Here is a 22,456-nt window from a genome sequence, read left to right as displayed (position 1 = left end):
ACATGCCGCAGCGGATCGCGCCGGACCACCTGCCCGGCGTGACCCCGTCGCGGCAGCAGCGCAGCCGCGAGACGACGCTTGCCCTGCTGATGGCCGGCGAGGAGCTGCTGCGCACGCGCAGCCTCGCGGAGCTGTCGATCAGCGACCTCTGTGCGCATATCGGGGCAACGGTCGGCGCCTTCTACAGCCGGTTCGACAGCAAGGAGGCCTACTTCAACGCCCTGCTCGCGCTCACTTTGGCGGACGGGCGGAAACAGCTCTTGAGACTCCCGCCGCCCGATCCCGTCCGCGCGGGCGACCCGCAATGCCACCTGCTGGTGCGCGGCACCGTGCTGTGGATGCGCCGTCACAAGGGCGTGCTACGCGCAGCGCTCGTGCGCAGCGAGCCCGGACCGAACCACTGGAGCGGCTTCAAGGAGCTGGCACAGGCACTGTCGGAGCGCGCGGCGCTGCTCCTGCTGCCTGCGGGCCGGCGCGCCGGCCCGGCCTCGCGCACGCGGTCGCGAACAGCGGAGGCGCGAAAGACGGTCGCGTTCGGCGTCCAGGTCGTGCTCGGCACCCTGGTGAACGCCGTCCTCAACGATCCCGGCCCGCTGTCGATCGACGATGACGAGATCGGGGAACGGCTCGGCGCCTGCCTGGTCCTGCTGCTGCGCGCCGGCCCGGACGGCGCGCCGCGAAAGCCGCAGGCCGCGAGAGGCAAGCGCTAGACCCTGCCGGCCCGGTGGCGCGGCGGGGCGGCAGAGCACGTTGGAAATCCGTCATCCAGCGGCTTGCCAAAGCCTGAGACATGCGGGTAGAAGGACCCGTCGTCGCCGCCCTGCTTTGCCGGCCGGCGCGCAAAACGGTGCCAGACAGTCCGGCAATTGCTTGAAACTGCAGGGCATTCCGTTGGGGAATGGTGTAACGGTAGCACAACAGACTCTGACTCTGTTTGTCTTGGTTCGAATCCAGGTTCCCCAGCCAGCTTGACCACTGCCGCGACGGCCTGAAAGCACGACAGCCTCATCCTCGTGATCTGAGAAGTATCGGGGTCGTTTTGCCTCGGGATCCATCCCCAGGCGCGGACACGCTGCGGCGTCCACCACCCCTTCGGCACGCGTCCCGCGCGTTAACGTCTGCTCATTGCGAATCGGCGATGACGGAACAACCATTGCGAGCAATGGACCGGTTCTGTGGAGGAAAACACTTTGCAAAGCAGCGTCGGCTCCCGTGCCTTCCAGAACGCAAGGCTGCAAAAGCGGGCCAAGAAACAGGCGGACGTGCTGTTGCCAGCGGCGGTCAAGGCCTACCGCGAAGGCCGGCATCCGGAGGCTCAGGCCCTGTGCCAGCAGATCCTGCAGGACCTGCCGCAGCATTTCGGGGCCCTGCATCTGCTCGGCGTCTCCGAACGGGACTGCGGCCGGTTCGACCAAGCCGTGCGCGTCCTGGCACGGGCGACCGAGGTCGACCCGCGCTCGGCCGAAGCCCAGTCCGATCTCGGCCTGTCGCTGTTCCGGCTCGGCCGCTATGACGAGGCTCGCACCCGTTACGAACGCGCCATCGGACTCCAGCCGAACTTCCCGACCGCGCTCACCAATCTCGGCAACACGCTGATGAGCCTGTCGCGTTTCGAGGAGGCGATCACCGCGCACGACCGGGCCATCGCGCTGAAGCCCGGCTATGGCGACGCGCACGCCAATCGCGGGATGGCGCTGCTGCTCACGGGCCGGTACGAAGACGCCGGTCAGAGCTTCGATCGCGCGCTCGCGCTGCAGCCGCGGCTGCTGACGGCCCTGTTCGGCAAGGGCCTGGTCAGCATGAACCTGCGGAACTTCGATACTGCAGTGGCCGCGCTGACGTCGGCACTGGCGATCAATCCGACTGCGGCCCCTGCCCTCGCCCAGCGCGGGCGAGCCTATCAGGAGCAGGGCAAGTTCGCCGAGGCGGAAGCCGATTTTGACGCGGCATTGGCCCTCGAACCGCTGCTGGAAGACGCCCTGCGCGGCAAGGCCACGGTTTCGCTCGTCCGCGGCAACATCGCCCTGGCGACCTCGCTCATCGACAAGATGCTGGCGCAGAACCCGAAGCAGGAGAGCGCCTGGACCCTGCTCGGGGTCTGCTCCGCGATGCAAGGCGACATCGCCACGGCGATTGCGGATTACGACCGCGCGCTCGCGATCAATCCGGACTACGAGGACGCGATCACCAAGAAGATCTTCGCGCTGGATTTCCTGCCCGACGTCGGGGTCGAACGTCTCCAGGCAGAACGGAGACACTGGTGGGAGGCGATCGGCTCGCGGTTGCCGCGTCTGCCGCTCGGCGAGCGGAATCTGGACCCGGACCGGCGCCTTGTCGTCGGCTACGTGTCGTCCGATTTCCGTGAGCATTCGGCCGCTCTCGGCTTCCTGCCGATCCTTCGCCATCACGATCGCGCCAAATTCGAAATCGTTGCCTATTCGTGTTCACCGACGAGGGACGCCAAGACCGAGCTGTGTCGTTCGCTGGTCGATCGCTGGGTCGAGGCCTGGCAGTTGACCGACGACAAGCTCGACGAGCAGATCCGGGCCGACAAGATCGACATCCTCGTCGACCTCTCGGGACATTCCGCCGGCCACCGGCTCACGCTGTTTGCGCGCAAGCCTGCCCCGATCCAGGTCTCGGCCGTCGGCAGCGTCACTGGCACCGGATTGCCCGTGATGGATTATCTGCTGGCCGATGCGGTGACGATTCCGGCCGCGGTCCGGCATCTGTTTGCCGAAAAGATCTACGATCTGCCGTCGCTGATCACGATCGAACCGCCGCCTCCAATTCCGCCGTCGCCGCTGCCGATGCTTCGCAACGGACACGTCACCTTCGGCTCGTTCAATCGCGCCGACAAGTTTTCGGAGCCGACTCTGGCTCTATGGTCGAAGCTGATGGCTGCGACGCCGGGCTCGATGATCGTCGTCAAGAACCATGCGATGAACGATCCCCTGCTGCGCGACGGCTTGATCGCCCGCTTCGTCGCCCACGGCATCGCCGCGGAACGCGTCCGTTGCGTCGGAAAGACGTCGCGCGAGGAGCATCTTGCGACGTTCGCCGATATCGACATCGCACTCGATCCGTTCCCGCAAAATGGCGGCATCTCGACGTGGGAGGCGCTGCAGATGGGCGTGCCTGTCGTCACCAAGCTTGGCAGCACCCCCTCGGCACGGGCGGGCGGCGCGATCGTCAAGGCAGTCGGCCTCGACGCGTGGGTCGCCGATGACGACGAAGGCTATCTCGCGACAACGCTGAAATTCTGCTCGCGGCCCGGCGAGCTTGCCGCGCTCCGGGCCGAGCTGCCCGCCAGGGTGTTGAATTCAGCCGCCGGAAACGGCGCGCTCTACACGCAGCATGTAGAACAGGGATACCGGACGTTCTGGCATGACTATTGCGCACGAGCGACGACCGGCTAGCGCTTGAATCAGATCTCGTCCGGCCGGCACAGCGTCGCGCCCGTGCGCCGTTCGACCCATGCCGACGCTTGCGATGCGTCGACGACGCAGTCCCGCCGGTCCATCGTCGGCTCGCCGGGACGATCCTTCCAGCGTGCGCCCGATCACGGAATTAACCCGTCATTCACCACGATCCTCATCCGGCCGGAACGATGCAATTTGCTTCAAATTGTCTGGCCAGGGAGACGGGACATGACCAAGCTGATGGACCTCGACGATCAGATCGAGCGGGCCGAGCGGCTCGAGCGGAGCATCACCGACGCGCTGACGATCGAGCGGCTGCGCCAATTCGCGGCCGGGTGCCGGCGCGAGCGCGAGCGGCTGTCGCAGCACCAGCAGCGCGCGGCCTGAGCAGGCGCGACGACCTGCAACGCAGCCGTGGTCAACGGGCTGCCCGCGACGGAGCTCGGCGAGCGCACGCTGTCACGAGCAGGTCGTCACCATGTTGGTGCAGAGCTGCCGGGTCCAGCCGATGCCCTTCTTGACGCGGATCTTGGCGAAGTCGCCAAAGCAGCCGAGCAGCTCGACCGACTGGTCACCGCTCGCATGCGGGTCGAGCTTCGCGCTCGACGTGGCGTGATCGCGGTAGATCGCCGCGCCGTTCTGCAGGCCGCCGGCGCCGACGATGCTCCGATGCAGGAAGCCCCTGCCCTGAAAGATCACGGTCTCCTTGCCCTGATCGACGTCGTTCAGCATGGCCCGGTCGATCTCGAACCAGTCGCCCTGCTGCGCGACGAGATGCACGACGATCCAGCCATCGCTGGTCGGATTTTTCAGGACCTTGACGATGCTGCCGCCAGGCTCGGCACGGACATTGGCACCATTCGGATCGCGGTCGGTGACGTCGGCCTCGACGTTGCAGGCTTCGCGATGCGGCGCCTGCGCAGTGGCAATGCCCGGCGCGATGAGCATCGCGGTCAGCAGCAGAATTCTCGTCAGCATTGAACGGTCACCGGCCTCCGATCCGTCCCGCATTGGTCGCGCGGCCGACGCGGCGGTTCAACACCGAGCATTCAACACCGAGCAAATGGCGGCGACCAGCCGAGCTCACGGCGACCGCCGATCAGATCTATCCCGAGGACATCATCGAGGTGCTCCGGCATCCGGAGGTCTGGTGAGAGGCGCTACAGCCGACCGCCCGCGAGTGCGGCGGCGCGCGGCCGGCCGACGTCGTCGAGCACATGCGGCATCGGCGAGACCGGAAACACCGCGTTGATCTGGCCCGTCCCCGATGACGGGAAGAACGGCGTCACCACCTCGACGCCGCGGTCGTAGTGGTTCCAGCCGAGCGCGCCGAGCAGCATGGCCGTATCGTGCATGAAGCCCTCGCCATGGCCCTTGCTGGCATATTCCGGCAACATGTCGCAGAAATCCGGCCACTCGCCGTGCTCCCACATCTGGATCACCTCGTGGTCGAGCCGCTCCAGGAACGGGCTGAACATCCGGTCGCGATACTCGTCGGCGGTGCCGTTCTGGGCAAAGCGATGGCTCAGCGAGCCCGAGGCGAAGAAGGCCACCGTGCCGTCGTAATGATCCTCGACCGCGCGGCGGAAGGCCCAGCCGAGCTTGGCGCTGTCGGCGAGATAATGCGAGGTGCACAGCGCCGAGACGGAGACGACCTTGAAGTGGCGGTCGGGGTTCATGTAGCGCATCGGCACCAAGGTGCCGTATTCCAGCGCCAGCGACGTCGCATCGTGGGCCATGGTGGCAACGCCATGGGCGTTGGCGCCCTCGGCGAGGATGTGGCCCAGCTCCGGGTTGCCGTCGTATTCATAGGTCATGTTGGCGATGAAGTGCGGCAGCTCGTTCGAGGTGTAGAGCCCCTCGAAATGCGGCGCGCAATTGATGTGGTAGCCGGCATTGACCAGCCAATGGGTGTCGAACACGACGATGGTGTCGACGCCGGCCTCGCGGCAGCGCCGGCCGATCTCGATATGACCGTCGATCGCCGACTGTCGCTTGCCCTTGGCCGGACCATCCAGCTCGCTGAGATACATCGACGGCACGTGCGTGATCTTGGCCGCCAGTGCGAGCTTGCCCATCCTCTCGTCTCCCTTCCGGTCGTTCCCCGGCCGGCATCGCCGACCGTTTGCTTGGAAGGCAGATTACCCCTGCAGCTCCGCGAAAAAAAGGGCCGCACGCGCGGCCCTTCCTTGGTGTCCGATCCATCGTCTGTCCCATGATCATGGGACGGACAGCCACGAGATGCGGTCACGCCGCCTTGATGTCGATGGTCTTGGCGGCCTTCTGTACCTCGGGCTTCTTCGGCAGGGTGACCTTGAGCACGCCCTGCTTGAACACGGCCTCGATCTTGTCGGTGTCGACGCCGTCGGGGATCTGGAAGGAGCGTTCGAACGAGCCGAAGCTGCGCTCACGGACGTAATAGTCCTTCTTCTTCTCCTCCTTGTCCTCCTGCTTCTCGCCCTTGATCGAGAGCACGCCGCTCGCAACCTTCACCTCGACGTTCTTCTCGTCGAGGCCGGGCAGCTCAGCGGTGACCTCGTAGGCATTGTCGTGCTCGGCGACGTCGACCGCCGGCGCCACGGCAAAGGACCGTGCGCGGGCCAGGCCCGGCAGTTGGTCGAACAGCGACGGCGTGCGCCAGATCCCGCCGTGGAAGTCCTCGAACACGCGATCGATCTCGCGGCGCAGGTTCTCGAACGGCCGCCATCCCTGCATGGATGGCGCACCTGCCTTCTCGGTGTTGACGGGCAGCTTGGTAGGTTCAGCCATAACATCATCCTCCTGCTTCACGCGAGGATCGGGTCCGCAACGGCATGGGCGCGACCGATTTCGTTGATCGGCCGGCATCCGCTCCCTCGCGCTTGACGGGAAAAATATAGCCGGCACGCCCGGGTTCCAGATTGATTGCGATCAAATCGCTGAGCGGCTGGAGGTTCGGATCGGCGCGGCAGCCCCTCCAGGTTTCTTTCGGCGCCGGGGCCTCCACAGCCGAAGAGCCGTTCAGGAAGAGCCTTGGAGATGGTGAACCGGACGTTAACCCGAACGGTTCGCGCGACGCTTGAGGAAAGGATTGAGAAAGCCTTACAGTGCAAGGCCTTAGGTCCCATTGAGGAGGTGCGATCGCAACGCCCCGCGCGACCCTCCGACCACCGGGCTGGGCGGGCGGCACAGTCACAAACGTTGCCCGCTTAACAAATTTTCCAGTCCCAGCAGAGAAGGTGTCAATTCAACAATTCACCACAGGTTTCATGACCGTGACATCCTTCGGACGCGTGATCTCGGTGCGGGGCTCCCAGGCCCGCGTCGGCATTCTGTCGACACAGCAGATGAACGTCTCCGATATCCGCGCGACAGTCGGCCGTTTCATCAGCATTCGCTGCCCGAGCGCCACGATCATTGCGATCATCACCGAGGTGACCAGCGAGGACCTCTCGCGTGCCAACGAATACGTCGCGACGGCTTCGGTAGACCTGCTCGGCGAGATTCTCGGACCGGCCGAGCGGCCCAAGTTCCAGCGCGGCGTCACCCACTACCCGACCATCGGCGACGCCGTCGACATGATCACGAGCGAGGAGCTGCGCACGATCTACACGCCGACCGCCGGCGACCACATCGACATCGGCGCGCTGCAGCAGGACACCTCCGTGCGCGCCTGCGTCAATGTCGAGGAAATGCTGTCGAAGCACTTCGCCGTGCTCGGTTCGACCGGCGTCGGCAAATCGACCGGCGTGTCGCTGCTGCTCAACGAGATCCTGAAGGCGCGGCCGAACCTGCGCATCTTCCTGCTCGACGTCCACAACGAATATGGCCGCTGCTTTGGTGAAAAGGCGCTGGTGCTGAACCCGCGCAACCTGAAGCTGCCGTTTTGGCTGTTCAATTTCGAGGAGATCGTCGACGTCCTCTTCGGCGGCCGGCCGGGCGTGCCGGAAGAGCTCGACATCCTGGCCGAAGTGATCCCGCTGGCGAAGGGCATCTACACCCAATACCAGAACACGGACCGCATCGGGCTCAAGCGCATCGACCCGAAGACCGTCGGCTACACCGTCGATACGCCGGTGCCCTACCGCCTCGTCGACCTGATCAACCTGATCGACGAGCGCATGGGCAAGCTCGAGAACCGCTCCTCGCGCATCATCTATCACAAGCTGATCTCGCGGATCGAGACGGTACGCAACGATCCGCGCTACGCCTTCATGTTCGACAACGCCAATGTCGGCGGTGACACCATGGCCGAGGTCATCAGCCACCTGTTCCGCCTGCCGGCCAACGGCCGGCCGATGACGGTCATGCAGCTCGCCGGCTTCCCGGCCGAGGTGGTCGATTCCGTGGTCTCGGTCGTGTGCCGCATGGCGTTCGATTTCGGCCTGTGGAGCGACGGCGTCTCGCCGCTGCTGTTCGTCTGCGAGGAAGCGCACCGTTACGCCTCGGCCGACCGCTCGATCGGCTTCGGCCCGACCCGCAAGGCGATCTCGCGCATCGCCAAGGAAGGCCGGAAATACGGCGTCTATCTCGGCCTGATCACCCAGCGGCCGGCCGAGCTCGACGCCACCATCATCTCCCAGTGCAACACGCTGTTCACGATGCGGCTCGCCAACGAGCGCGACCAGTCGCTGCTGCGTTCGGCGGTGTCGGATGCCGCCGCCAACCTGCTCTCCTTCGTTCCCTCGCTCGGCACCCGCGAGGTGCTGGCGTTCGGCGAAGGCGTCGCGCTGCCGACCCGGCTGCGCTTCAAGGAGGTGCCGCTGCATCAATTGCCGCGCAGCGAGGCGACGATCGCGACCGTCCGCTCGGTCAATGCCGGACACGACATGCATTTCGTCAGTGCGGTGCTGGAGCGCTGGCGCGGAGCGACCTCGAGCCGGGACGCGTCGAGCGGCGACAGCGGCGCCGGCAACCTCGGAGATCGCGGCAGCCTGTCCGCCTCGCTGGACGCGCCAATGCTGCAGCCATCGATGGGTCTCGACCCGGACCGCTTCTCCCTGCTGAAGAAGCCGCTGCGCTAAAGCCGGCGGCGGCCCCTCTTTAATCCCGACCGACGACGGCTGCCGAGGAGGCGTTGCGGGCGCTCCACCACTGGCGGGTGATGGACCGAGCTGGACCGTTGCGCCTGCGCCGCGATCGACTAAGGTTCGCCCCCTGCCACGCATGCCGGACCCGTTGCCATGACCCAGCCCGCCATCAGCCGCTTCCCCGTCCCCGCAATCAATGCGCTGCCGGACGACATCCGCACCCGCCTGCTCGGCGTGCAGGAGAAGAGCGGCTTCGTGCCCAACGTGTTCCTGACACTTGCGCACCGGCCGGACGAGTTCCGCGCGTTCTTTGCGTATCACGACGCGCTGATGGAGAAGGACGGCGGGCTGACCAAGGCCGAGCGCGAGATGATCGTGGTCGCGACCTCGAGCGCCAACCAGTGCCAGTATTGCGTGATCGCGCACGGCGCGATCCTGCGCATCCGCGCCAAGAATCCCCTGATCGCCGACCAGATCGCGATCAACTACCGCAAGGCCGACATCACGCCACGGCAGCGGGCGATGCTCGATTTCGCGATGAAGGTGGCGCTCGAGGCGCAAACGGTCGGGGATGCCGATTTCAAGGCGCTGGCCGGCCACGGCTTCGGCGACGACGACATTTGGGACATCGCCGCGATCGCGGCGTTCTTCGCGCTGTCGAACCGGATCGCGAATGTCACGGGCATGCGGCCCAACGACGAGTTCTACCTGATGGGGCGGCTGCCGAAGACCAAGTGAGACGATCAGTCGTCCGACGCCGGCCCGCACCAGCCCGGCAGATAGACCGCGTCGTGGCTCTTTGCGGCCGCCAGCGCGTGCTCCATGGCGGCGGCGAAATGGGTCTCGACCGTCTTGCGCTTGACCTTGCGGCGCAGGAAGTCGGCCCATAGGAACTCGCTGAACGGCGTCGTGTCCTTGGCGAAGCCTCCGGCGCGGCGCAGCTCGCCGGCCAGGCTGCGGAACGGATCGTCCTTCAGATTCGCGACGGACTTCGGCAGATCCTTGAAATGCCGCCGCTCGCCCTTGGCGTCGTAAGGATAGACCCAGCGCTTGTTGTCCATCACGCCCCAGAACGCCTCGCGATCGACCATCGAGAGGTCGCCGATCACCGTGACCAGCACGTCCTTGACGCCCTCGTCATGGAGCGCGCGGGCGAGGTGATGGTGGTCGACGACGTAGTGCCGCTCATCGGGACCAAGCACCACCGGGATCATGTGCTTGCCGAGCAGCTCGGCCTGCTTCTTCTTCGACTTGTGCTCGCGCCAGCGCTCGCGTTTCTCCTTCACCTCGCGCATGCCCACGGTCATCTGCGTCGGGCGCAGCGACAGGATCGGCACGGGATGAAGCAGCGGCTCGCGGGTATTGGCCATGGCTGGGCTCCGGGGGATGATCAGCATTATGCCACGCCTGCCGAGCCGTTCCAGCGCATCTGCCCGTAGCTGCGACGCCGTTCGGACCGGCCGCGGCAGGTTCCAATCACCCGCGGAGCGGGCGCCGATTGGATGCATTCGAGGAGCGAGATGCTTTGCTGATGCAGCTCAATTATGGCAAAGTTTCTTTGTGAGAGGTCGGGCCTGCGTGCTAGAACGGACCATCGGAGTCGAGGCATGAAGTCCCAGCGCCCCATTGCAGCGGAGGAAGAGCATCGCGTGGTGCCGTTCCGGCCGCGCAGCAGTCCGGTGCGGCGCGTCACCGAGGGCGGCAGTCCGCCGATTCAGCTGCATCGGGGCGAGCGACCGACACTCGATCTCTCCCGGTATGAGCAGCCCCGCGAGGAGCCCGATGACTTCCGTCACCGCATCCTGGCCAACATCGCCGCCATCGCCTTCACGGTCGCGTTGACCGCGATCGGCATCTGGCTGGCGATGAGCATTGCCGACCTGCGCAAGACCCAGGACTGCCTGCTGACCGGACGGCGCGACTGCGCCCGCATCATCACCGAGACCTACACGCCCTGATCCCCCTGCTGGACGCGGCTGCCGCGGCCGACGAGGCATCACAATCCCGCCACAACCGCCGTGTCCGGCTCCATTGAACTCACCGCGTCGCTCCGATATACGGGCACACGACTCCCGGGCGACGGGGGTAGAAGGGCTCGCATCAGACGGCCCCGGGGGCGCGGTGTCCTCCCGTCGCCACCTACCGGATTAGCTCCAAAATATCAAAGGCTTAGTGATGTCCTCAACATTCGATCAGGTCGCCACGATCATCGCTGAAACCTGCGACATCCCGCGCGACACGATCACGCCGGATAGCCATGCCATCGACGATCTGGGCATCGACAGCCTCGATTTCCTCGACATCGCATTTGCGATCGACAAGGCCTTCGGGATCAAGCTGCCGCTCGAGAAGTGGACGCAGGAAGTCAACGACGGCAAAGCCAGCACCGAGCAGTATTTCGTGCTGAAGAACCTGTGCGCCCGCATCGACGAGCTGGTCGCCGCCAAGGGCGCGTGAGCGCCCGCCATGCAGATCGAATACTTCCTGCTCATCGACCGCATTCTCGATCTCCGGCTGGACGAGAAGACCATCACCGTCGAAGCCAAGGTCCCCACCGAAAGCACGATCTTCGAAGGACATTTCCCGGGCTATCCGATCATGCCCGGCGTTCTCCTGATCGAATCGATGGCGCAGACATCGGGCTGGCTGCTGCTCGCGCTGATGAAGTTCGAGCGGATGCCGTTCCTTGCCGCAGTCAAGGAGGCCAAGATGCGCGGCTTCGTGTCGCCGGGCGAGGTGCTGACCGTCGAGGCCAACGTGCTGCACGAGGGCTCCGGTTACGCCATGACCGAAGCGCGCGTGAAGGTCGGCGGCAAACTGCGTTCGAATGCGACCATCACTTTCAGTCACGTCCCCTTCCCCAATCCGGAGCTGCGCGGGCACATGGACGCCGTCGCCGAGCGCGTCGGCTTTCCGCAACAGGTCCTGCAGCGATGAGTGAGACGACAACCGTGACCTCCGAACCCGTCGAAGTCTGGATCACCGGTATCGGTCTTGCGACCTCGCTTGGCGAGGGACTCGATGCGAACTGGGACGCCCTCAACTCCGGCCAGATCAACGTCGATGAGCAGGGTTTCGCGCCCTACATCGTGCATCCCTGGGCCAAGGTGAATCTGGAAGCGCAGATCCCGAAGAAGGAGCAGCGCCAGATGGAGGCGTGGCAGCGCATCGGCACCTATGCCGCCGGGCTTGCGCTGGATTCCGCCGGCCTCAAGGGCAACAAGGACATCCTGTCGCGGATGGACATGATCGTCGCCGCGGGCGGCGGTGAGCGCGACATCTCCGTCGACACCGCGATCCTCAACGCGGAAGCCCAGGGCAATTGCACGCCCGGCTTCCTGAACGATCGGCTGATGAGCGACCTGCGCCCGACCCTGTTCCTGGCGCAGTTGTCCAACCTGCTCGCCGGCAACATCGCGATCTCGCACGGCGTCTGCGGCACCTCGCGCACCTTCATGGGCGAGGAGGTTGCGGGCGTCGACGCGTTCAAGATCGCTTTGGCCCGCATCGCCGGCGGCCAGAGCGACATCGCGCTGGTCGGCGGCTCGCACAATGGCGAGCGCAAGGATCTGCTCGTGCTGTACGAGTTCGGCGACTACAATCTGAAGAACGAATTCAAGCCGGTCTGGTCCCGCAAGGACCATCCGGGCTTCGCGCTCGGATCGGCCGGCGCGTTCCTGGTGCTGGAATCCAGGCCGCATGCCGAGGCCCGCGGCGCCAAGCCGCTGGCCCGGCTCAGCAAGGTCGTCGCCGACCGCGCCCGCCGCAAGGAGGCAGGCGCGGTGACGGGAACGCTGGACCGTCTGTGGTCGGCGCTCGACGTCCACGAGGCCCCCGGCGCCATCATCACCGGCGCGACCGGCGCCGAGCCGGTGACGTCGGAGGAGCGCGCATTCCTCGACCATCACAAGGCGTTCGCGGTGCGCTCGAGCGGGACCCGCTTCGGCCATTCGATGGAGGCGCAGTTCGCGCTCGGTCTCGCGCTCGCTGCGCTCTCGATCTCGCGCGGCGCGCTGTTCGCGCCGGGTGACGCCTCGGGCGTGGAGACCGACATGAAGGATGCTCCGGCCCAGATCGTGGTGGTCGGCGCCGGCCATTACCGCGGCGAAGGCATGGCCTTGGTCGAAGCAGTCAAGTGAACGCGGCACGGCCTTAAGAAGACACGACGGGGGACATCATGAGTGTACGCGACAAGTTTGGACGCCCCATCGTGGTCGTGACCGGGATGGGCATCGTCACCTCCCTTGGGGCCGGCAAGTCCGATAACTGGAACAAGCTCGTGGCCGGCGAGTCCGGAATCCGCACCATCACGCGGTTTCCGATCGACGGCTTGAAGACGACCATGGCCGGCACGGTCGATTTCGTCCCCGTGGCGCCGTTCACGTCGACGGGACTGTCCGAGCGGCTCGGTCACATGGCTGTCGAGGAAGCCATCGCGCAGGCTGGAATCGGCAGCAAGGGCGATTTTCCGGGCCCGCTGTTTCTCGCCGTGGCGCCGGTCGAGATCGAGTGGCCCCAGCGTCTGGAGCTCGCGCACGAGGTTGGCGGCACTCAGTTCACCTATGACGACCTGCTGAAGGTCTGCGGCGGCGGCAAGTTCGTCAACTATCACCACCGCTTCCTGTTCGGCTCGGTCGCCGATTCGCTGTCCGACACCTTCGGCACCAAGGGCTCGCCGATCTCGCTGTCGACCGCCTGCGCCTCCGGCGCGACCGCGATCCAGCTCGGCGTCGAAGCCATCCGACGCGGTGAGACTGACGTCGCGCTATGCGCCGCCACCGAAGGCTCGGTCAATCCGGAAGGGCTCGTGCGCTTCTCGCTGCTGTCGGCGCTGTCGACCCAGAACGACCCGCCGCAGGCCGCCTCCAAGCCGTTTTCCAAGAACCGCGATGGCTTCGTGATGGCCGAGGGCGCCGGCGCGCTGGTGCTGGAAAGCTACGACGCGGCCGTGGCGCGCGGCGCCAAGATCCTCGGCGTCGTCGCTGGCTGCGGCGAGCTGACCGACTCCTTCCACCGCACCCGTTCCTCGCCGGACGGCAAGCCGATCATCGGCTGCATCCGCAAGGCGCTCGCCGATGCCGGCATGGCCCCTGAGCAGATCGACCATATCAATGCCCACGGCACCGCCACGCCCGAGAACGACAAGATGGAATATGTCGGCGTCTCCGCCGTGTTCGGCGAGCACACCAGCAAGATTCCAGTGTCGTCGAACAAGTCGATGGTCGGCCACACGATCTCGGCAGCCGGCGCGGTCGAGGCGATCTTCTCGCTGCAGACGCTCGAGCATCAGCGCATTCCGCCGACCATCAACTACGACATTCCGGATCCCGCGATCCTGTTCGACGTCGTCGGCAACAAGGCCCGCGATGCGCGCGTCACCACCGTGATGTCGAATTCGTTCGGCTTCGGCGGCCAGAACGCCTCGCTGATCCTGACGCGCGAACCGGCCTGATCCGCCGCTGCCATCGATGAGTCTCCTGCCCCTCCGGACCAAGCTCGTGATCCGCCGAGCCGTGAAGTCGGCCGGGGCTTCCGCCGTCGGCGCGCTGACGGTCGGAATGCTCAGGACCACGCGCTATTTCGACCCGCAGAAGACGGCCGACCGCTTCGCGCGCATTGCGCAGATGATCGGGCCACGCCTGCGCGAGCAGCGCATTGGTCGCGACAATCTCACCGCGGCCTTCCCGGAGAAATCGCCCGACGAGATCGAGAGAATCCTCGCCGGCGTGTGGGACAATCTCGGCCGCGTCGGCGCCGAGTTCGCCCATCTCGACAAGATCTGGGATTACGACGAGGCGCATCCCGAGCGCAGCCGGATCGAGCTGTCGCCGCGCACCCATGAGCTGTTTCATCAGCTCCGTCTCGACGGCAAGCCAGCCCTGATCTTTGCCAGCCATCTCGCCAATTGGGAGATGCCGGCGCTGGCGGCGGTCGCCCATAAGCTCGATACGGCGATCCTTTATCGTCGACCCAACATCGCCGCCGCCGACCGCATCATCCAGGAGATACGGCAGGTCAAGATGGGCACACTCGTCCCGGCCGGCCGCGATGCGCCGCTGCGGCTGGCACAGGCGCTCAAGAACGGCCAGCACGTTGCCATGCTGGTCGATCAGTACCTGACCGGCGGCGTCGAGGTGACGTTCTTCGGCCGCAAGACCCGCGCCAATCCGATGCTGGCCCGCCTCTTACGCCAGGTCGAATGCCCGGTGCATGGCGTGCGCATCATCCGCCTCCCCGGCAATCGCTTCCGCGCCGAAGTCTCGGAGGAAGTGAAGCCGGTACGGACGGCCGACGGACAGATCGACATCCAGGGCACGACGCAGGCGATCACCGACGTCGTCGAGAGTTGGGTCCGCGAATATCCTGAGCAATGGCTCTGGCTGCACCGGCGCTGGCGGTAGTCGGCGCCCGGGCAAATTCCACCACGAGGAAGTGGGACTGCAGCATCTTCTACCGCTGACGGGCCATTCGAAGAAAACTCTTACCTCTTCCATCGCCGCTCGCTACCTTTGCCGCGTATCCGACGGCTGTTCGGAAGCTCCAGGGAGGACAAGCGCGAATGTTTTCGCACGTGATGATCGGCACCAACGACCTCGACAAGGCCAAGGCCTTCTACGACAAGCTGCTGGGGACGCTGGGCGTGCGCCCCGCCAGGGTCGACGGCCACCGCATTTTCTACATCACACCGACCGGCATCTTCTCGGTGTCGAAGCCGATCAACGGCCAGCCCGCGACCCCTGCCAATGGCGGCACCATCGGCTTTGCCTGCAGCTCGCCCGAACAAGCCGATGCCTGGCATGCGGCGGGGCTCGAAGCCGGCGGCACCACCTGCGAAAACCCGCCCGGTGTTCGTGAAGGTTCGGCCGGCAAGCTGTATCTCGCCTACCTGCGCGACCTCGACGGCAACAAGCTCTGCGCGATGCACCGGATGACGTGATCGATCTCAACCGATTTGTCAGATCAAACCAAGCGATCAAGTCTCGGCATTCCGGGGCGATGCGCAGCATCGAACCCGGAATCTCGAGATTCCGGGTCTGGTGCTTGCGCACCATCCCGGAATGACGGGAGTCATCACCTGCCCGTCTTCACCCTGGTCCAGAGCCGGTTGATGATCCGCTGCGTCGCCGGCTCACGTGCGGTGATGACGAACAGCTTCTTCAAGGTCGCGTCGTCCGGATAGATGTTCTTGTCGCCAAGGATCTTCGGGTCGATCAGCTTCTGGCTGGCCAGGTTGCCGTTGGCATAGGACAGGAAGTCCGAGTTCTTCGCCGCGACCTCGGGCCGATACAGATAATTGATCAGCTGATAAGCCTCGGCGACGTGCTGGGCGTCGGCGGGAATGGCAAAATTGTCGAAGAACATCTGCGCGCCCTCTTTCGGGATCGCATAGCCGATCTCGATGCCGTTCTTCGCTTCCTCGGCACGGCTCCTCGCCTGCATGATATCGCCGGACCAACCGACGACGAGGCAGATCTCGCCGGTGGCGAGCGCGCTCAGATATTCCGACGAATGAAACTTGCGCACCGATGGCGCGACCTTGCCGACCACCTCGGCCGCCTTCTCCAGGTCGGCCTGCCTGACCGAGTTCGGGTCGATGCCGAGATAGTTCAGCGCCGCCGGAAAGATGTCGTCGGCGGAATCCAGCATGTGGACTCCGCAATCCTTGAACTTGGCGAGGTTCTCCGGCTTGAACACCATGTCCCAGCTGTCGATGCGCGCGCCGGGACCCAGGATCTTCTCGACCGCCTTGACGTTGTAGCCGATCCCGGTCGTGCCCCACATGTAGTTGACGGCGAACTGATTGCCGGGATCGTAGGTGGCGAGACGCTCGGTCACGACAGGCCAGGCATTGGCGAGATTCGGCAGCTTCGACTTGTCGAGCGGCTGGAAGATTTTTGCCTTGATCTGACGCTGCAGGAAGTACGCGGTCGGCACCACGACGTCGTAGCCGGATTTGCCGGCGAGCAGCCGCGTCTCCAGGGTCTCGTTGGCGTCGAACGTGTCGTAGACCACCTTGATGCCGGTCTCCTTGGTGAAGTCGTCAAGGACACCGGGCGCCATGTAGTTCGACCAGTTGTAGAAGTTGACGACGCGCTCCTCGGCGCGCCCCGCCGTTACGGAAAGCGTCAACGCCGCGACGGCCAGCGCCAGAGCCGAACCCATGCAGCCGCGCGTCATCACTTGTCTCCTAGCGCCGGTGGATGGCGTCCGACAGGCGCTCCAGCGCCGTATCCAGGGTTGCGTCCTTCTTGGCAAAGCAGAACCGCACCACGGAGGTCACGGCATCCGTCTCGTAGAACGCCGACACCGGGATGGCGGCCACCTTGTAGTCGTGGACGATGCGGCGGCAGAACTGCTCGTCGGTCTCGTTGAGGCCGAGTGGCGAAAGGTCGACGGTCAGGAAGTAGGTTCCCTGCGCCTTCAGCACGGGAAAGCCCAGGCTTTCGAGACCGGCCGTGAGCCGGTCGCGGCTGCGCGCAAGCTCGCTGCGCATGTTGACGAAATAGTCGTCCGACTTGCCGAGGCCGTAGGCGACCGCGACCTGCAGGTTCGGCGCGGTCGTGAAGGTCAGGAATTGATGCACCTTGGCGGCCACGCGCAACAGATGCGGCGCGGCGCAGACGAAGCCGATCTTCCAGCCCGTCAACGAGAAGATCTTGCCTGCCGAGCCGACCTTGATGGTGCGGTCGCGCATCCCGGGAATCGCGATCAGCGGAATGTGCGCGCGGCCGTCGAACACGACGTGCTCCCAGACCTCGTCGCAGATCGCGACCGCGTCGAACTCCTGGCAGAAGCGTGCCAACAGCTCGAGGTCCTCGCGCGGGTAGACCACCGCGGCCGGGTTGAGCGGGTTGTTGAACAGCACCGCCTTGGTCTTTGGTGAGAACGCCTGCCGCAGCATCTCCTCCGAGAGCCGCCAATGCGGCGGCTCGAGGCGGACGAGGCGCGGAATGCCGCCGGCCTGGCGGATGATCGGCAGATAGGAATCATAGACCGGCTGAAAGCAGATCACCTCGTCGCCCGGCTCGACCACCGACAGGATCGCCGACGTCAGCGCTTCGGTGCCGCCGGAGGTGACCATGACCTCGCTCATCGGATCGAGATCGAGCTTGTGCCAGTGCTTGTAGTGCGCGGCGATGGCCTGGCGCAGCTCCGGCAGGCCCATCATCGACGGATACTGATTGTAGCCGTTGAGGACCGCGTCGGCTGCGGCGCGGCGGATATCCTCCGGACCCGGATCGTCGGGAAAGCCCTGCCCCAGATTGATGGCGTCGTTGTCGCGCGCGAGCTGCGACATCTGCTCGAAAATGGTGACGGGCAGGTCGGCGAAGACCTTGTTCTGCGAGATCATGATCGCCTGTCAGCCGCCGGTCCTGGTCGGCAGGCCGGCCGCCTTCCAGCCGAGCATACCGCCCTGGAGATGCTTGTCGTAGGGCAGCCCGGCGGCCTGCGCGGCGAGCGATGCCGTCACCGAGCGCTTGCCAGAGCGGCAGGCGAACACGACGTCCTTGCCTTGGGGATCCGGGATCAGCTTCGGGTCGAAGCCCGACAGCGGAACGACGACGCCGTCGGGATAGGCTTCCGCGGAAACTTCATTCGGCTCGCGCACGTCAACCAGAAGAATTCGCCCTTCCGCGATCCCCTGGGCCACGTCCTGCGGGGTCAAATCGTGCACAACAGCCACGCCCATCCTCCAAGCCTTCAGCGGGGCCGTATCGGCCCTGATCCGGCCGCCAAACTCACCCCAGACGCTGCGAAAATCAAGCGCTTCGGCACGCTGACGGGATGGGTCTCGAGCTCAGATCGTGACCTGGGTGCCGACCTCCACCACCCGCCCGCTCGGGATCTGGAAATAGTCGGTCGCATCGTTGGCGGAGCGGCTCATCGAGATGAACAGGTGATCCTGCCAGCGCGGCATGCCCGAGTGCGCAGCCGGCTTCAGCGCACGGCGCGACAGGAAGAACGAGGTCGACATGATGTCGAACTGCCAGCCGAGCTTGCGCGCGATCGCCAGGGCGCGCGGCACGTTGGGCGATTCCATGAAGCCGAAGCGCAGCGTCACCTTGGAAAACGTCGGACTGATCTGCTCGAGGCGAACGCGTTCGGACGGCTCGATGCGCGGCGTCGGCGCGGTCTCGATCGTTAGGATCACGTTCTTTTCGTGCAGCACCTTGTAGTGCTTGAGGCTGTGCATCAGCGCGGTCGGCGCGCTCAAGGGATCGCTGGTCAGGAACACGGCCGTGCCGGCCACCCGCTGCGGCGGACGCTTCTCAAGCATGGTCACGAGATCGGCGAGCGGGAATTCGAGCTTGCGCGACTTGTCGAACAAGAGCCGGCTGCCGCGCCGCCACGTGTACATCAGCGTCATCACGAAGCCGCCCAGCGCCAGCGGCACCCAGCCGCCTTCGAACACCTTCAGGAGGTTCGCCGCCAGGAAGGTCAGGTCCAGGAACAGGAACGGCGCAATCAGCGCGGCGGCCGCGAACGGCGACCACCGCCAGACCTTCCAGATCACGACGAAGCCCATCATGGCCGTCACGACCATGGTGCCGGTGACCGAGATGCCGTAGGCCGAGGCCAGCGCGCTGGACGACTTGAACATCAGCACGAGCAGCATGACCGAGATCAGCAGCAGCTTGTTGATGCGCGGAATGTAGATCTGGCCAGAATGCGCCTCGGAGGTGTGACGGATCTCGAAGCGCGGCAGCAGGCCGAGCTGGATCGCCTGCCGGGTCAGCGAATAGGCACCGGTGATGACGGCCTGGCTCGCGATGACGGTCGCCATGGTGGCGAGCGCGACCATCGGGATCAGCGCCCAATCCGGGAACATCAGGAAGAACGGGTTCTCGATCGCCTTCGCGTCGGCGATCACCAGCGCCCCCTGCCCCAGATAGTTCAGCGCCAGCGACGGCAGCACGATGAACAGCCAGGCGGTCTGGATCGGCCGCTTGCCGAAATGGCCGAGGTCGGCATACAGCGCCTCGGCGCCGGTGACGGCCAGGAACACCGCGCCGAGCGTGATGAAGCCGATGATCCCGTGATGAAGCATGAACGACACGGCATGCAGCGGGTTGATCGCCCACAGCACCTCCGGATGGTGCAGGATCGGCGGCAACGCCGCGATCCCGATCACCAGGAACCAGATCAGCATGATCGGGCCGAAGAACGCCGCCACCTTGGCCGTGCCGCGCACCTGGACCGCGAACAGCATGACCAGGATGATGACCGTGAGCGGCACGACGTAGGGATCGAACGCCGCCGTCACCAGCTTGATGCCCTCGATCGCCGACAGGACGGACAGGGCCGGCGTGATCACCGCGTCGCCATAGAACAGCGCGCCGCTGACGATACCGAGCAGAACGATGACGCTGGCGCCGCGCGTGACCGCGCGCTGGGCGAGCGCCATCAGCGCCAGCGTTCCGCCCTCGCCGTGGTTGTCGGCGCGCAGCAGGATCACGACGTATTTGAGGGTCACGACGACGATGAGAGCCCACAGGATGAGCGAGATCACCCCCATCACGGCGTGAGGCGCAGGTTCGCCGCTGCTGCTCGCAGCCATGACCGCTTCGCGCAACGCGTACAGCGGGCTGGTGCCGATGTCGCCATAGACGACACCGATGCTTCCCAGTGTCAGCGCCGCAAAGCTCGCCGTGGAGTGTGCGTTGCCATGCCCGTTGGTCGCCGGCGCTTCCGCGGGCGTAGCTGCGACGTCGACTGTCATGGGGTAGCCCCCTCGAGGACTCGTTAATGCTTCACTGCACAACGCGGCAGAGCGCGCGGCTTATAGCGGCAGCGCGTTGCGACGGACCTGTCGGGAATGCGCCTCAGCCATGCATTTAGGCATACATGGGACATCAGGGAAGACCAACCGATCAAATCGTTACCTGGGTACCGACCTCGACGACCCGGCCCGTGGGAATCTGGAAATAGTCCGTGGCGTCGTTGGCCGACCGGCTCAGACCAATGAAGAGATGGTCCTGCCAGGTCGGCATGCCCGACTGGGACGATGGCTTCAACGAGCGGCGCGAGACGAAGAACGACGTCGACATGATGTCGAACTGCCAGCCGAGCTTGCGCGCCACCGCGAGCGCGCGCGGCACGTTCGGGGATTCCATGAATCCGAAGCGCAGCCGCGCCTTGGAAAACTTCTCGCTGATCTTCTCCATGCGCACGCGCTCCGAGACATCGACCCGCGGCGTCTGTGCGGTCTCGATGGTCAGGATCACGTTGTGCTCGTGCAGCACCTTGTTGTGCTTGAGATTGTGCAGCAATGCGGTCGGCACCGAGGTCGGATCGCTCGTGAGAAACACCGCCGTGCCCTTGACGATGTGAGGAGGCCTCTTCTCCAGGCTGGTGATCAGGTCATCCAGCGGAACCTCGATCTTGCGCGTCTTGAGCACCAAGATCGCCGAACCACGCCGCCAGGTCCAGATCGTCACGACCATCGCGGCACCGAATAGCAGCGGAACCCAGGCTCCTTCGAGGAGCTTCAGCAGGTTGGCGCTGAAGAAGGTCATATCGACGATGACGAAGGGAGCGATCACGGCAGCCGCCACGGCCGCACGCAAGTTCCACAGCTTCCAGATCACCACGAAGCCCATGATGCCGTCGGCGACCATGGTGGTGGACACTGCGATGCCGTAGGCGGAGGCGAGATTGCTCGAGGTCCGGAACAGCAGGACCAGCAGCAGCACGCCGATCAGCAGCAGCCGGTTGACCCGCGGCAGATAGATCTGGCCGGCATGGCTCTCCGACGTGTAGCGCACCTCGAAACGCGGCAGCAGGCCGAGCTGGACCGCCTGGCTGACCAGCGAATAGGCGCCCGTGATCACGGCCTGGCTCGCGATGACAGTGGCGGCGGTGGCCAGCACCACCAGCGGCAGCAGCAACAGTTCAGGCACCATCCGGTAGAACGAATTCTCGATCGCGGCGGGATCGGACAGCACCAGGGCGCCCTGCCCGAAATAGTTGATCAGCAGCGCCGGAAGCACGAAGAACAGCCAGGCCGACTGGATCGGCTTGCGGCCGAAATGACCGAGATCTGCATAGAGCGCCTCGCCGCCGGTGACCGCGAGGAACACCGCGCCCAGGGTGACCAGCCCGATCGTGCCGTGCGAGAGCAGGAACTGCACCGCATAATAGGGATTGATGGCCGCGAGCACGGAGGGGTCGTCGCGGATGTGGACCAGCCCCATCACGGCGAGGGCGGTGAACCACGTGACCATGACCGGGCCGAAGGCGGAGGCGACGCGCGCCGTCCCCTTGCTCTGGACCGCGAACAGCACGACCAGGATGAACACGGTCAACGGCACGACATAATGCTCGAGCGCAGGCGCGGCGAGCTTGAGGCCTTCGACCGCCGACAACACCGAGATCGCCGGCGTGATCATCGAGTCTCCGATGAACATCGAAGCGCCGATCACGCCCAGCGACATCAGGAACAGGCTGCGCCGACCCAAAGCCCGCTGTCCGAGCGCCATCAGCGACAGCGTTCCGCCCTCGCCGTTATTGTCGGCGCGGAGCAGCAGCAGGACGTATTTGGCTGTCACCACGATGAACAGCGACCAGAGGATCAGCGAGAGCACGCCGAGCACGATGATCCGCGACACCGGGTGCCCCTGAGCAGCGCCGTGCGCGGCCTCGCGAAAGGCGTAGAGGGGCGAGGTGCCGATGTCTCCGAACACCACGCCGATGCTGCCTAGCGTCAGCCCCCAGAACCCCGACGTACTCGCGGTGTCCTGTCCTTCGGTCGATGTCGCGCTGGCCGTCATGTGCTCGGAACGCATCTTCCCTGTTTGGCCCGGCGCGTGTGAACGTAGACCGTTCGCAGGTCAAGTCTCTACCGTAAGCAGACCTATGTTCCCAGCCCGCAACCAAACGGCACGGCTGACACAGATGTCGCATGCCGCATCGCGGCAAGTGCCTTTAGCCCAAGCACCCTGAGGCAGATGTCGGATCTGCCTCAGGCGAATCAAGTGCCTGCTGATGCTCCTCGTTGCCGTTCGCAGTCGCCCGTGCGGCAAT

General features: G+C 65.3%; 22 protein-coding genes and 1 tRNA gene. 14 read left to right on the top strand and 9 right to left on the bottom strand.

Going from position 1 to position 22,456, the window contains the following annotated elements; translation table 11 throughout:
• Nucleotides 1–2 precede the first annotated feature (2 nt).
• The 4 genes from ACQR03_RS03095 (at nt 3) to ACQR03_RS03080 (ending at nt 3,809) form a co-directional block, all read left to right on the top strand.
• Complete coding sequence (locus ACQR03_RS03095) at nt 3–710, top strand: TetR/AcrR family transcriptional regulator (protein WP_316192716.1); 708 nt, start codon at nt 3–5, stop codon at nt 708–710.
• Nucleotides 711–892: 182 nt separating this feature from the next.
• Nucleotides 893–966: transfer RNA gene (locus ACQR03_RS03090), tRNA-Gln, on the top strand.
• Nucleotides 967–1,190: 224 nt separating this feature from the next.
• On the top strand, nt 1,191–3,419 hold the full coding sequence (locus ACQR03_RS03085) for a tetratricopeptide repeat protein (protein WP_316192717.1): 2,229 nt from the start codon (nt 1,191–1,193) through the stop codon (nt 3,417–3,419).
• A 231-nt stretch (nt 3,420–3,650) separates the two neighbouring features.
• On the top strand, nt 3,651–3,809 hold the full coding sequence (locus ACQR03_RS03080; protein WP_315714481.1) for a hypothetical protein: 159 nt from the start codon (nt 3,651–3,653) through the stop codon (nt 3,807–3,809).
• A 72-nt stretch (nt 3,810–3,881) separates the two neighbouring features.
• On the opposite strand, the gene ACQR03_RS03075 is transcribed toward ACQR03_RS03080, so the two are convergent.
• Nucleotides 3,882–4,400 carry a hypothetical protein gene (locus ACQR03_RS03075; RefSeq protein WP_315749704.1) on the bottom strand — a complete coding sequence of 173 codons (519 nt, stop codon included), beginning with the start codon at nt 4,398–4,400 and terminating at the stop codon, nt 3,882–3,884.
• Here ACQR03_RS03075 and ACQR03_RS03070 point away from each other — a divergent pair.
• Nucleotides 4,400–4,576, top strand: a complete 177-nt coding sequence (locus tag ACQR03_RS03070; protein ID WP_316172358.1) for a hypothetical protein — start codon at nt 4,400–4,402, stop codon at nt 4,574–4,576. The genes ACQR03_RS03075 and ACQR03_RS03070 overlap by 1 nt on opposite strands.
• Before the next feature lie 6 nt (nt 4,577–4,582).
• On the opposite strand, the gene hpaD is transcribed toward ACQR03_RS03070, so the two are convergent.
• Together hpaD and ACQR03_RS03060 are read right to left on the bottom strand one after the other, a co-directional pair.
• A complete protein-coding gene (hpaD, locus tag ACQR03_RS03065) occupies nt 4,583–5,500 on the bottom strand; it encodes a 3,4-dihydroxyphenylacetate 2,3-dioxygenase (protein ID WP_315714484.1) in 918 nt (305 codons plus the stop codon).
• 169 nt (nt 5,501–5,669) lie between these two features.
• On the bottom strand, nt 5,670–6,191 hold the full coding sequence (locus ACQR03_RS03060; RefSeq protein ID WP_315714485.1) for an Hsp20/alpha crystallin family protein: 522 nt from the start codon (nt 6,189–6,191) through the stop codon (nt 5,670–5,672).
• Nucleotides 6,192–6,670: 479 nt separating this feature from the next.
• Here ACQR03_RS03060 and ACQR03_RS03055 point away from each other — a divergent pair, with 479 nt between their 5' ends.
• Both ACQR03_RS03055 and ACQR03_RS03050 read left to right on the top strand, forming a co-directional pair.
• Nucleotides 6,671–8,425, top strand: a complete 1,755-nt coding sequence (locus tag ACQR03_RS03055; RefSeq protein WP_315827377.1) for an ATP-binding protein — start codon at nt 6,671–6,673, stop codon at nt 8,423–8,425.
• Between the two features lie 159 nt (nt 8,426–8,584).
• Nucleotides 8,585–9,169, top strand: coding sequence for a peroxidase-related enzyme (locus ACQR03_RS03050; RefSeq protein WP_315749700.1), 585 nt, complete (start codon nt 8,585–8,587; stop codon nt 9,167–9,169).
• A 5-nt stretch (nt 9,170–9,174) separates the two neighbouring features.
• Here the strand turns inward: ACQR03_RS03050 and ACQR03_RS03045 are convergent, their stop codons facing one another.
• Entirely contained in the window at nt 9,175–9,801 is a 627-nt protein-coding gene (locus ACQR03_RS03045) for a ParB-like protein (protein ID WP_315714488.1), read from the bottom strand.
• Between the two features lie 237 nt (nt 9,802–10,038).
• On the opposite strand from ACQR03_RS03045, the gene ACQR03_RS03040 reads away from it, so the two are divergent.
• From ACQR03_RS03040 to ACQR03_RS03010, 7 genes are all read left to right on the top strand, one after another.
• On the top strand, nt 10,039–10,389 hold the full coding sequence (locus tag ACQR03_RS03040) for a hypothetical protein (RefSeq protein ID WP_315714489.1): 351 nt from the start codon (nt 10,039–10,041) through the stop codon (nt 10,387–10,389).
• A gap of 217 nt (nt 10,390–10,606) precedes the next feature.
• Nucleotides 10,607–10,888, top strand: coding sequence for an acyl carrier protein (locus ACQR03_RS03035; RefSeq protein ID WP_006609130.1), 282 nt, complete (start codon nt 10,607–10,609; stop codon nt 10,886–10,888).
• Between the two features lie 9 nt (nt 10,889–10,897).
• A complete protein-coding gene (locus ACQR03_RS03030; protein ID WP_315714490.1) occupies nt 10,898–11,368 on the top strand; it encodes a 3-hydroxyacyl-ACP dehydratase FabZ family protein in 471 nt (156 codons plus the stop codon).
• The gene (locus ACQR03_RS03025; protein WP_316171234.1) at nt 11,365–12,570 is read left to right on the top strand and encodes a beta-ketoacyl-ACP synthase; all 1,206 of its coding nucleotides are present in this window, start codon (nt 11,365–11,367) and stop codon (nt 12,568–12,570) included. The genes ACQR03_RS03030 and ACQR03_RS03025 overlap by 4 nt, the downstream gene beginning before the upstream one ends.
• A 38-nt stretch (nt 12,571–12,608) precedes the next feature.
• Nucleotides 12,609–13,883: a beta-ketoacyl-ACP synthase gene (locus tag ACQR03_RS03020; protein WP_409977896.1), complete on the top strand. Its 1,275-nt coding sequence runs from the start codon at nt 12,609–12,611 to the stop codon at nt 13,881–13,883.
• A gap of 16 nt (nt 13,884–13,899) precedes the next feature.
• Entirely contained in the window at nt 13,900–14,832 is a 933-nt protein-coding gene (locus tag ACQR03_RS03015) for a lipid A biosynthesis lauroyl acyltransferase (protein ID WP_434840940.1), read from the top strand.
• A gap of 158 nt (nt 14,833–14,990) precedes the next feature.
• A complete protein-coding gene (locus ACQR03_RS03010) occupies nt 14,991–15,368 on the top strand; it encodes a VOC family protein (protein ID WP_315714493.1) in 378 nt (125 codons plus the stop codon).
• A 134-nt stretch (nt 15,369–15,502) separates the two neighbouring features.
• On the opposite strand, the gene ACQR03_RS03005 is transcribed toward ACQR03_RS03010, so the two are convergent.
• The 5 genes from ACQR03_RS03005 to ACQR03_RS02985 form a co-directional block, all read right to left on the bottom strand.
• Nucleotides 15,503–16,609, bottom strand: coding sequence for a polyamine ABC transporter substrate-binding protein (locus ACQR03_RS03005; RefSeq protein WP_434840939.1), 1,107 nt, complete (start codon nt 16,607–16,609; stop codon nt 15,503–15,505).
• Between the two features lie 10 nt (nt 16,610–16,619).
• Nucleotides 16,620–17,783, bottom strand: coding sequence for an aminotransferase (locus ACQR03_RS03000; protein WP_315714495.1), 1,164 nt, complete (start codon nt 17,781–17,783; stop codon nt 16,620–16,622).
• 9 nt (nt 17,784–17,792) lie between these two features.
• The gene (locus ACQR03_RS02995) at nt 17,793–18,122 is read right to left on the bottom strand and encodes a rhodanese-like domain-containing protein (protein ID WP_315714496.1); all 330 of its coding nucleotides are present in this window, start codon (nt 18,120–18,122) and stop codon (nt 17,793–17,795) included.
• A 108-nt stretch (nt 18,123–18,230) separates the two neighbouring features.
• The gene (locus ACQR03_RS02990) at nt 18,231–20,153 is read right to left on the bottom strand and encodes a potassium transporter Kup (protein WP_434840938.1); all 1,923 of its coding nucleotides are present in this window, start codon (nt 20,151–20,153) and stop codon (nt 18,231–18,233) included.
• 151 nt (nt 20,154–20,304) lie between these two features.
• Entirely contained in the window at nt 20,305–22,203 is a 1,899-nt protein-coding gene (locus ACQR03_RS02985; protein WP_434841201.1) for a potassium transporter Kup, read from the bottom strand.
• Between the last annotated feature and the right edge of the window lie 253 nt (nt 22,204–22,456).

Source organism: Bradyrhizobium sp. HKCCYLS3070, from assembly GCF_051167575.1.
GTDB lineage: Bacteria > Pseudomonadota > Alphaproteobacteria > Rhizobiales > Xanthobacteraceae > Bradyrhizobium.
The sequence above is the reverse complement of the archived record's forward strand: the minus strand, read 5'-3'. Positions and strand labels throughout refer to the sequence as shown.

Bases quoted from the DNA above. Each gene is read 5' to 3' on its own strand.
- ACQR03_RS03095 (WP_316192716.1), top strand. From the start codon at position 3: ATGCCGCAGCGGATCGCGCCGGACCACCTGCCCGGCGTGACCCCGTCG.
- ACQR03_RS03080 (WP_315714481.1), top strand. From the start codon at position 3,651: ATGACCAAGCTGATGGACCTCGACGATCAGATCGAGCGGGCCGAGCGG.
- ACQR03_RS03075 (WP_315749704.1), bottom strand. From the start codon at position 4,400: ATGCTGACGAGAATTCTGCTGCTGACCGCGATGCTCATCGCGCCGGGC.
- hpaD (WP_315714484.1), bottom strand. From the start codon at position 5,500: ATGGGCAAGCTCGCACTGGCGGCCAAGATCACGCACGTGCCGTCGATG.
- ACQR03_RS03060 (WP_315714485.1), bottom strand. From the start codon at position 6,191: ATGGCTGAACCTACCAAGCTGCCCGTCAACACCGAGAAGGCAGGTGCG.
- ACQR03_RS03055 (WP_315827377.1), top strand. From the start codon at position 6,671: ATGACCGTGACATCCTTCGGACGCGTGATCTCGGTGCGGGGCTCCCAG.
- ACQR03_RS03050 (WP_315749700.1), top strand. From the start codon at position 8,585: ATGACCCAGCCCGCCATCAGCCGCTTCCCCGTCCCCGCAATCAATGCG.
- ACQR03_RS03045 (WP_315714488.1), bottom strand. From the start codon at position 9,801: ATGGCCAATACCCGCGAGCCGCTGCTTCATCCCGTGCCGATCCTGTCG.
- ACQR03_RS03040 (WP_315714489.1), top strand. From the start codon at position 10,039: ATGAAGTCCCAGCGCCCCATTGCAGCGGAGGAAGAGCATCGCGTGGTG.
- ACQR03_RS03035 (WP_006609130.1), top strand. From the start codon at position 10,607: ATGTCCTCAACATTCGATCAGGTCGCCACGATCATCGCTGAAACCTGC.
- ACQR03_RS03030 (WP_315714490.1), top strand. From the start codon at position 10,898: ATGCAGATCGAATACTTCCTGCTCATCGACCGCATTCTCGATCTCCGG.
- ACQR03_RS03025 (WP_316171234.1), top strand. From the start codon at position 11,365: ATGAGTGAGACGACAACCGTGACCTCCGAACCCGTCGAAGTCTGGATC.
- ACQR03_RS03020 (WP_409977896.1), top strand. From the start codon at position 12,609: ATGAGTGTACGCGACAAGTTTGGACGCCCCATCGTGGTCGTGACCGGG.
- ACQR03_RS03015 (WP_434840940.1), top strand. From the start codon at position 13,900: ATGAGTCTCCTGCCCCTCCGGACCAAGCTCGTGATCCGCCGAGCCGTG.
- ACQR03_RS03010 (WP_315714493.1), top strand. From the start codon at position 14,991: ATGTTTTCGCACGTGATGATCGGCACCAACGACCTCGACAAGGCCAAG.
- ACQR03_RS03005 (WP_434840939.1), bottom strand. From the start codon at position 16,609: ATGACGCGCGGCTGCATGGGTTCGGCTCTGGCGCTGGCCGTCGCGGCG.
- ACQR03_RS03000 (WP_315714495.1), bottom strand. From the start codon at position 17,783: ATGATCTCGCAGAACAAGGTCTTCGCCGACCTGCCCGTCACCATTTTC.
- ACQR03_RS02995 (WP_315714496.1), bottom strand. From the start codon at position 18,122: ATGGGCGTGGCTGTTGTGCACGATTTGACCCCGCAGGACGTGGCCCAG.
- ACQR03_RS02990 (WP_434840938.1), bottom strand. From the start codon at position 20,153: ATGACAGTCGACGTCGCAGCTACGCCCGCGGAAGCGCCGGCGACCAAC.
- ACQR03_RS02985 (WP_434841201.1), bottom strand. From the start codon at position 22,203: ATGACGGCCAGCGCGACATCGACCGAAGGACAGGACACCGCGAGTACG.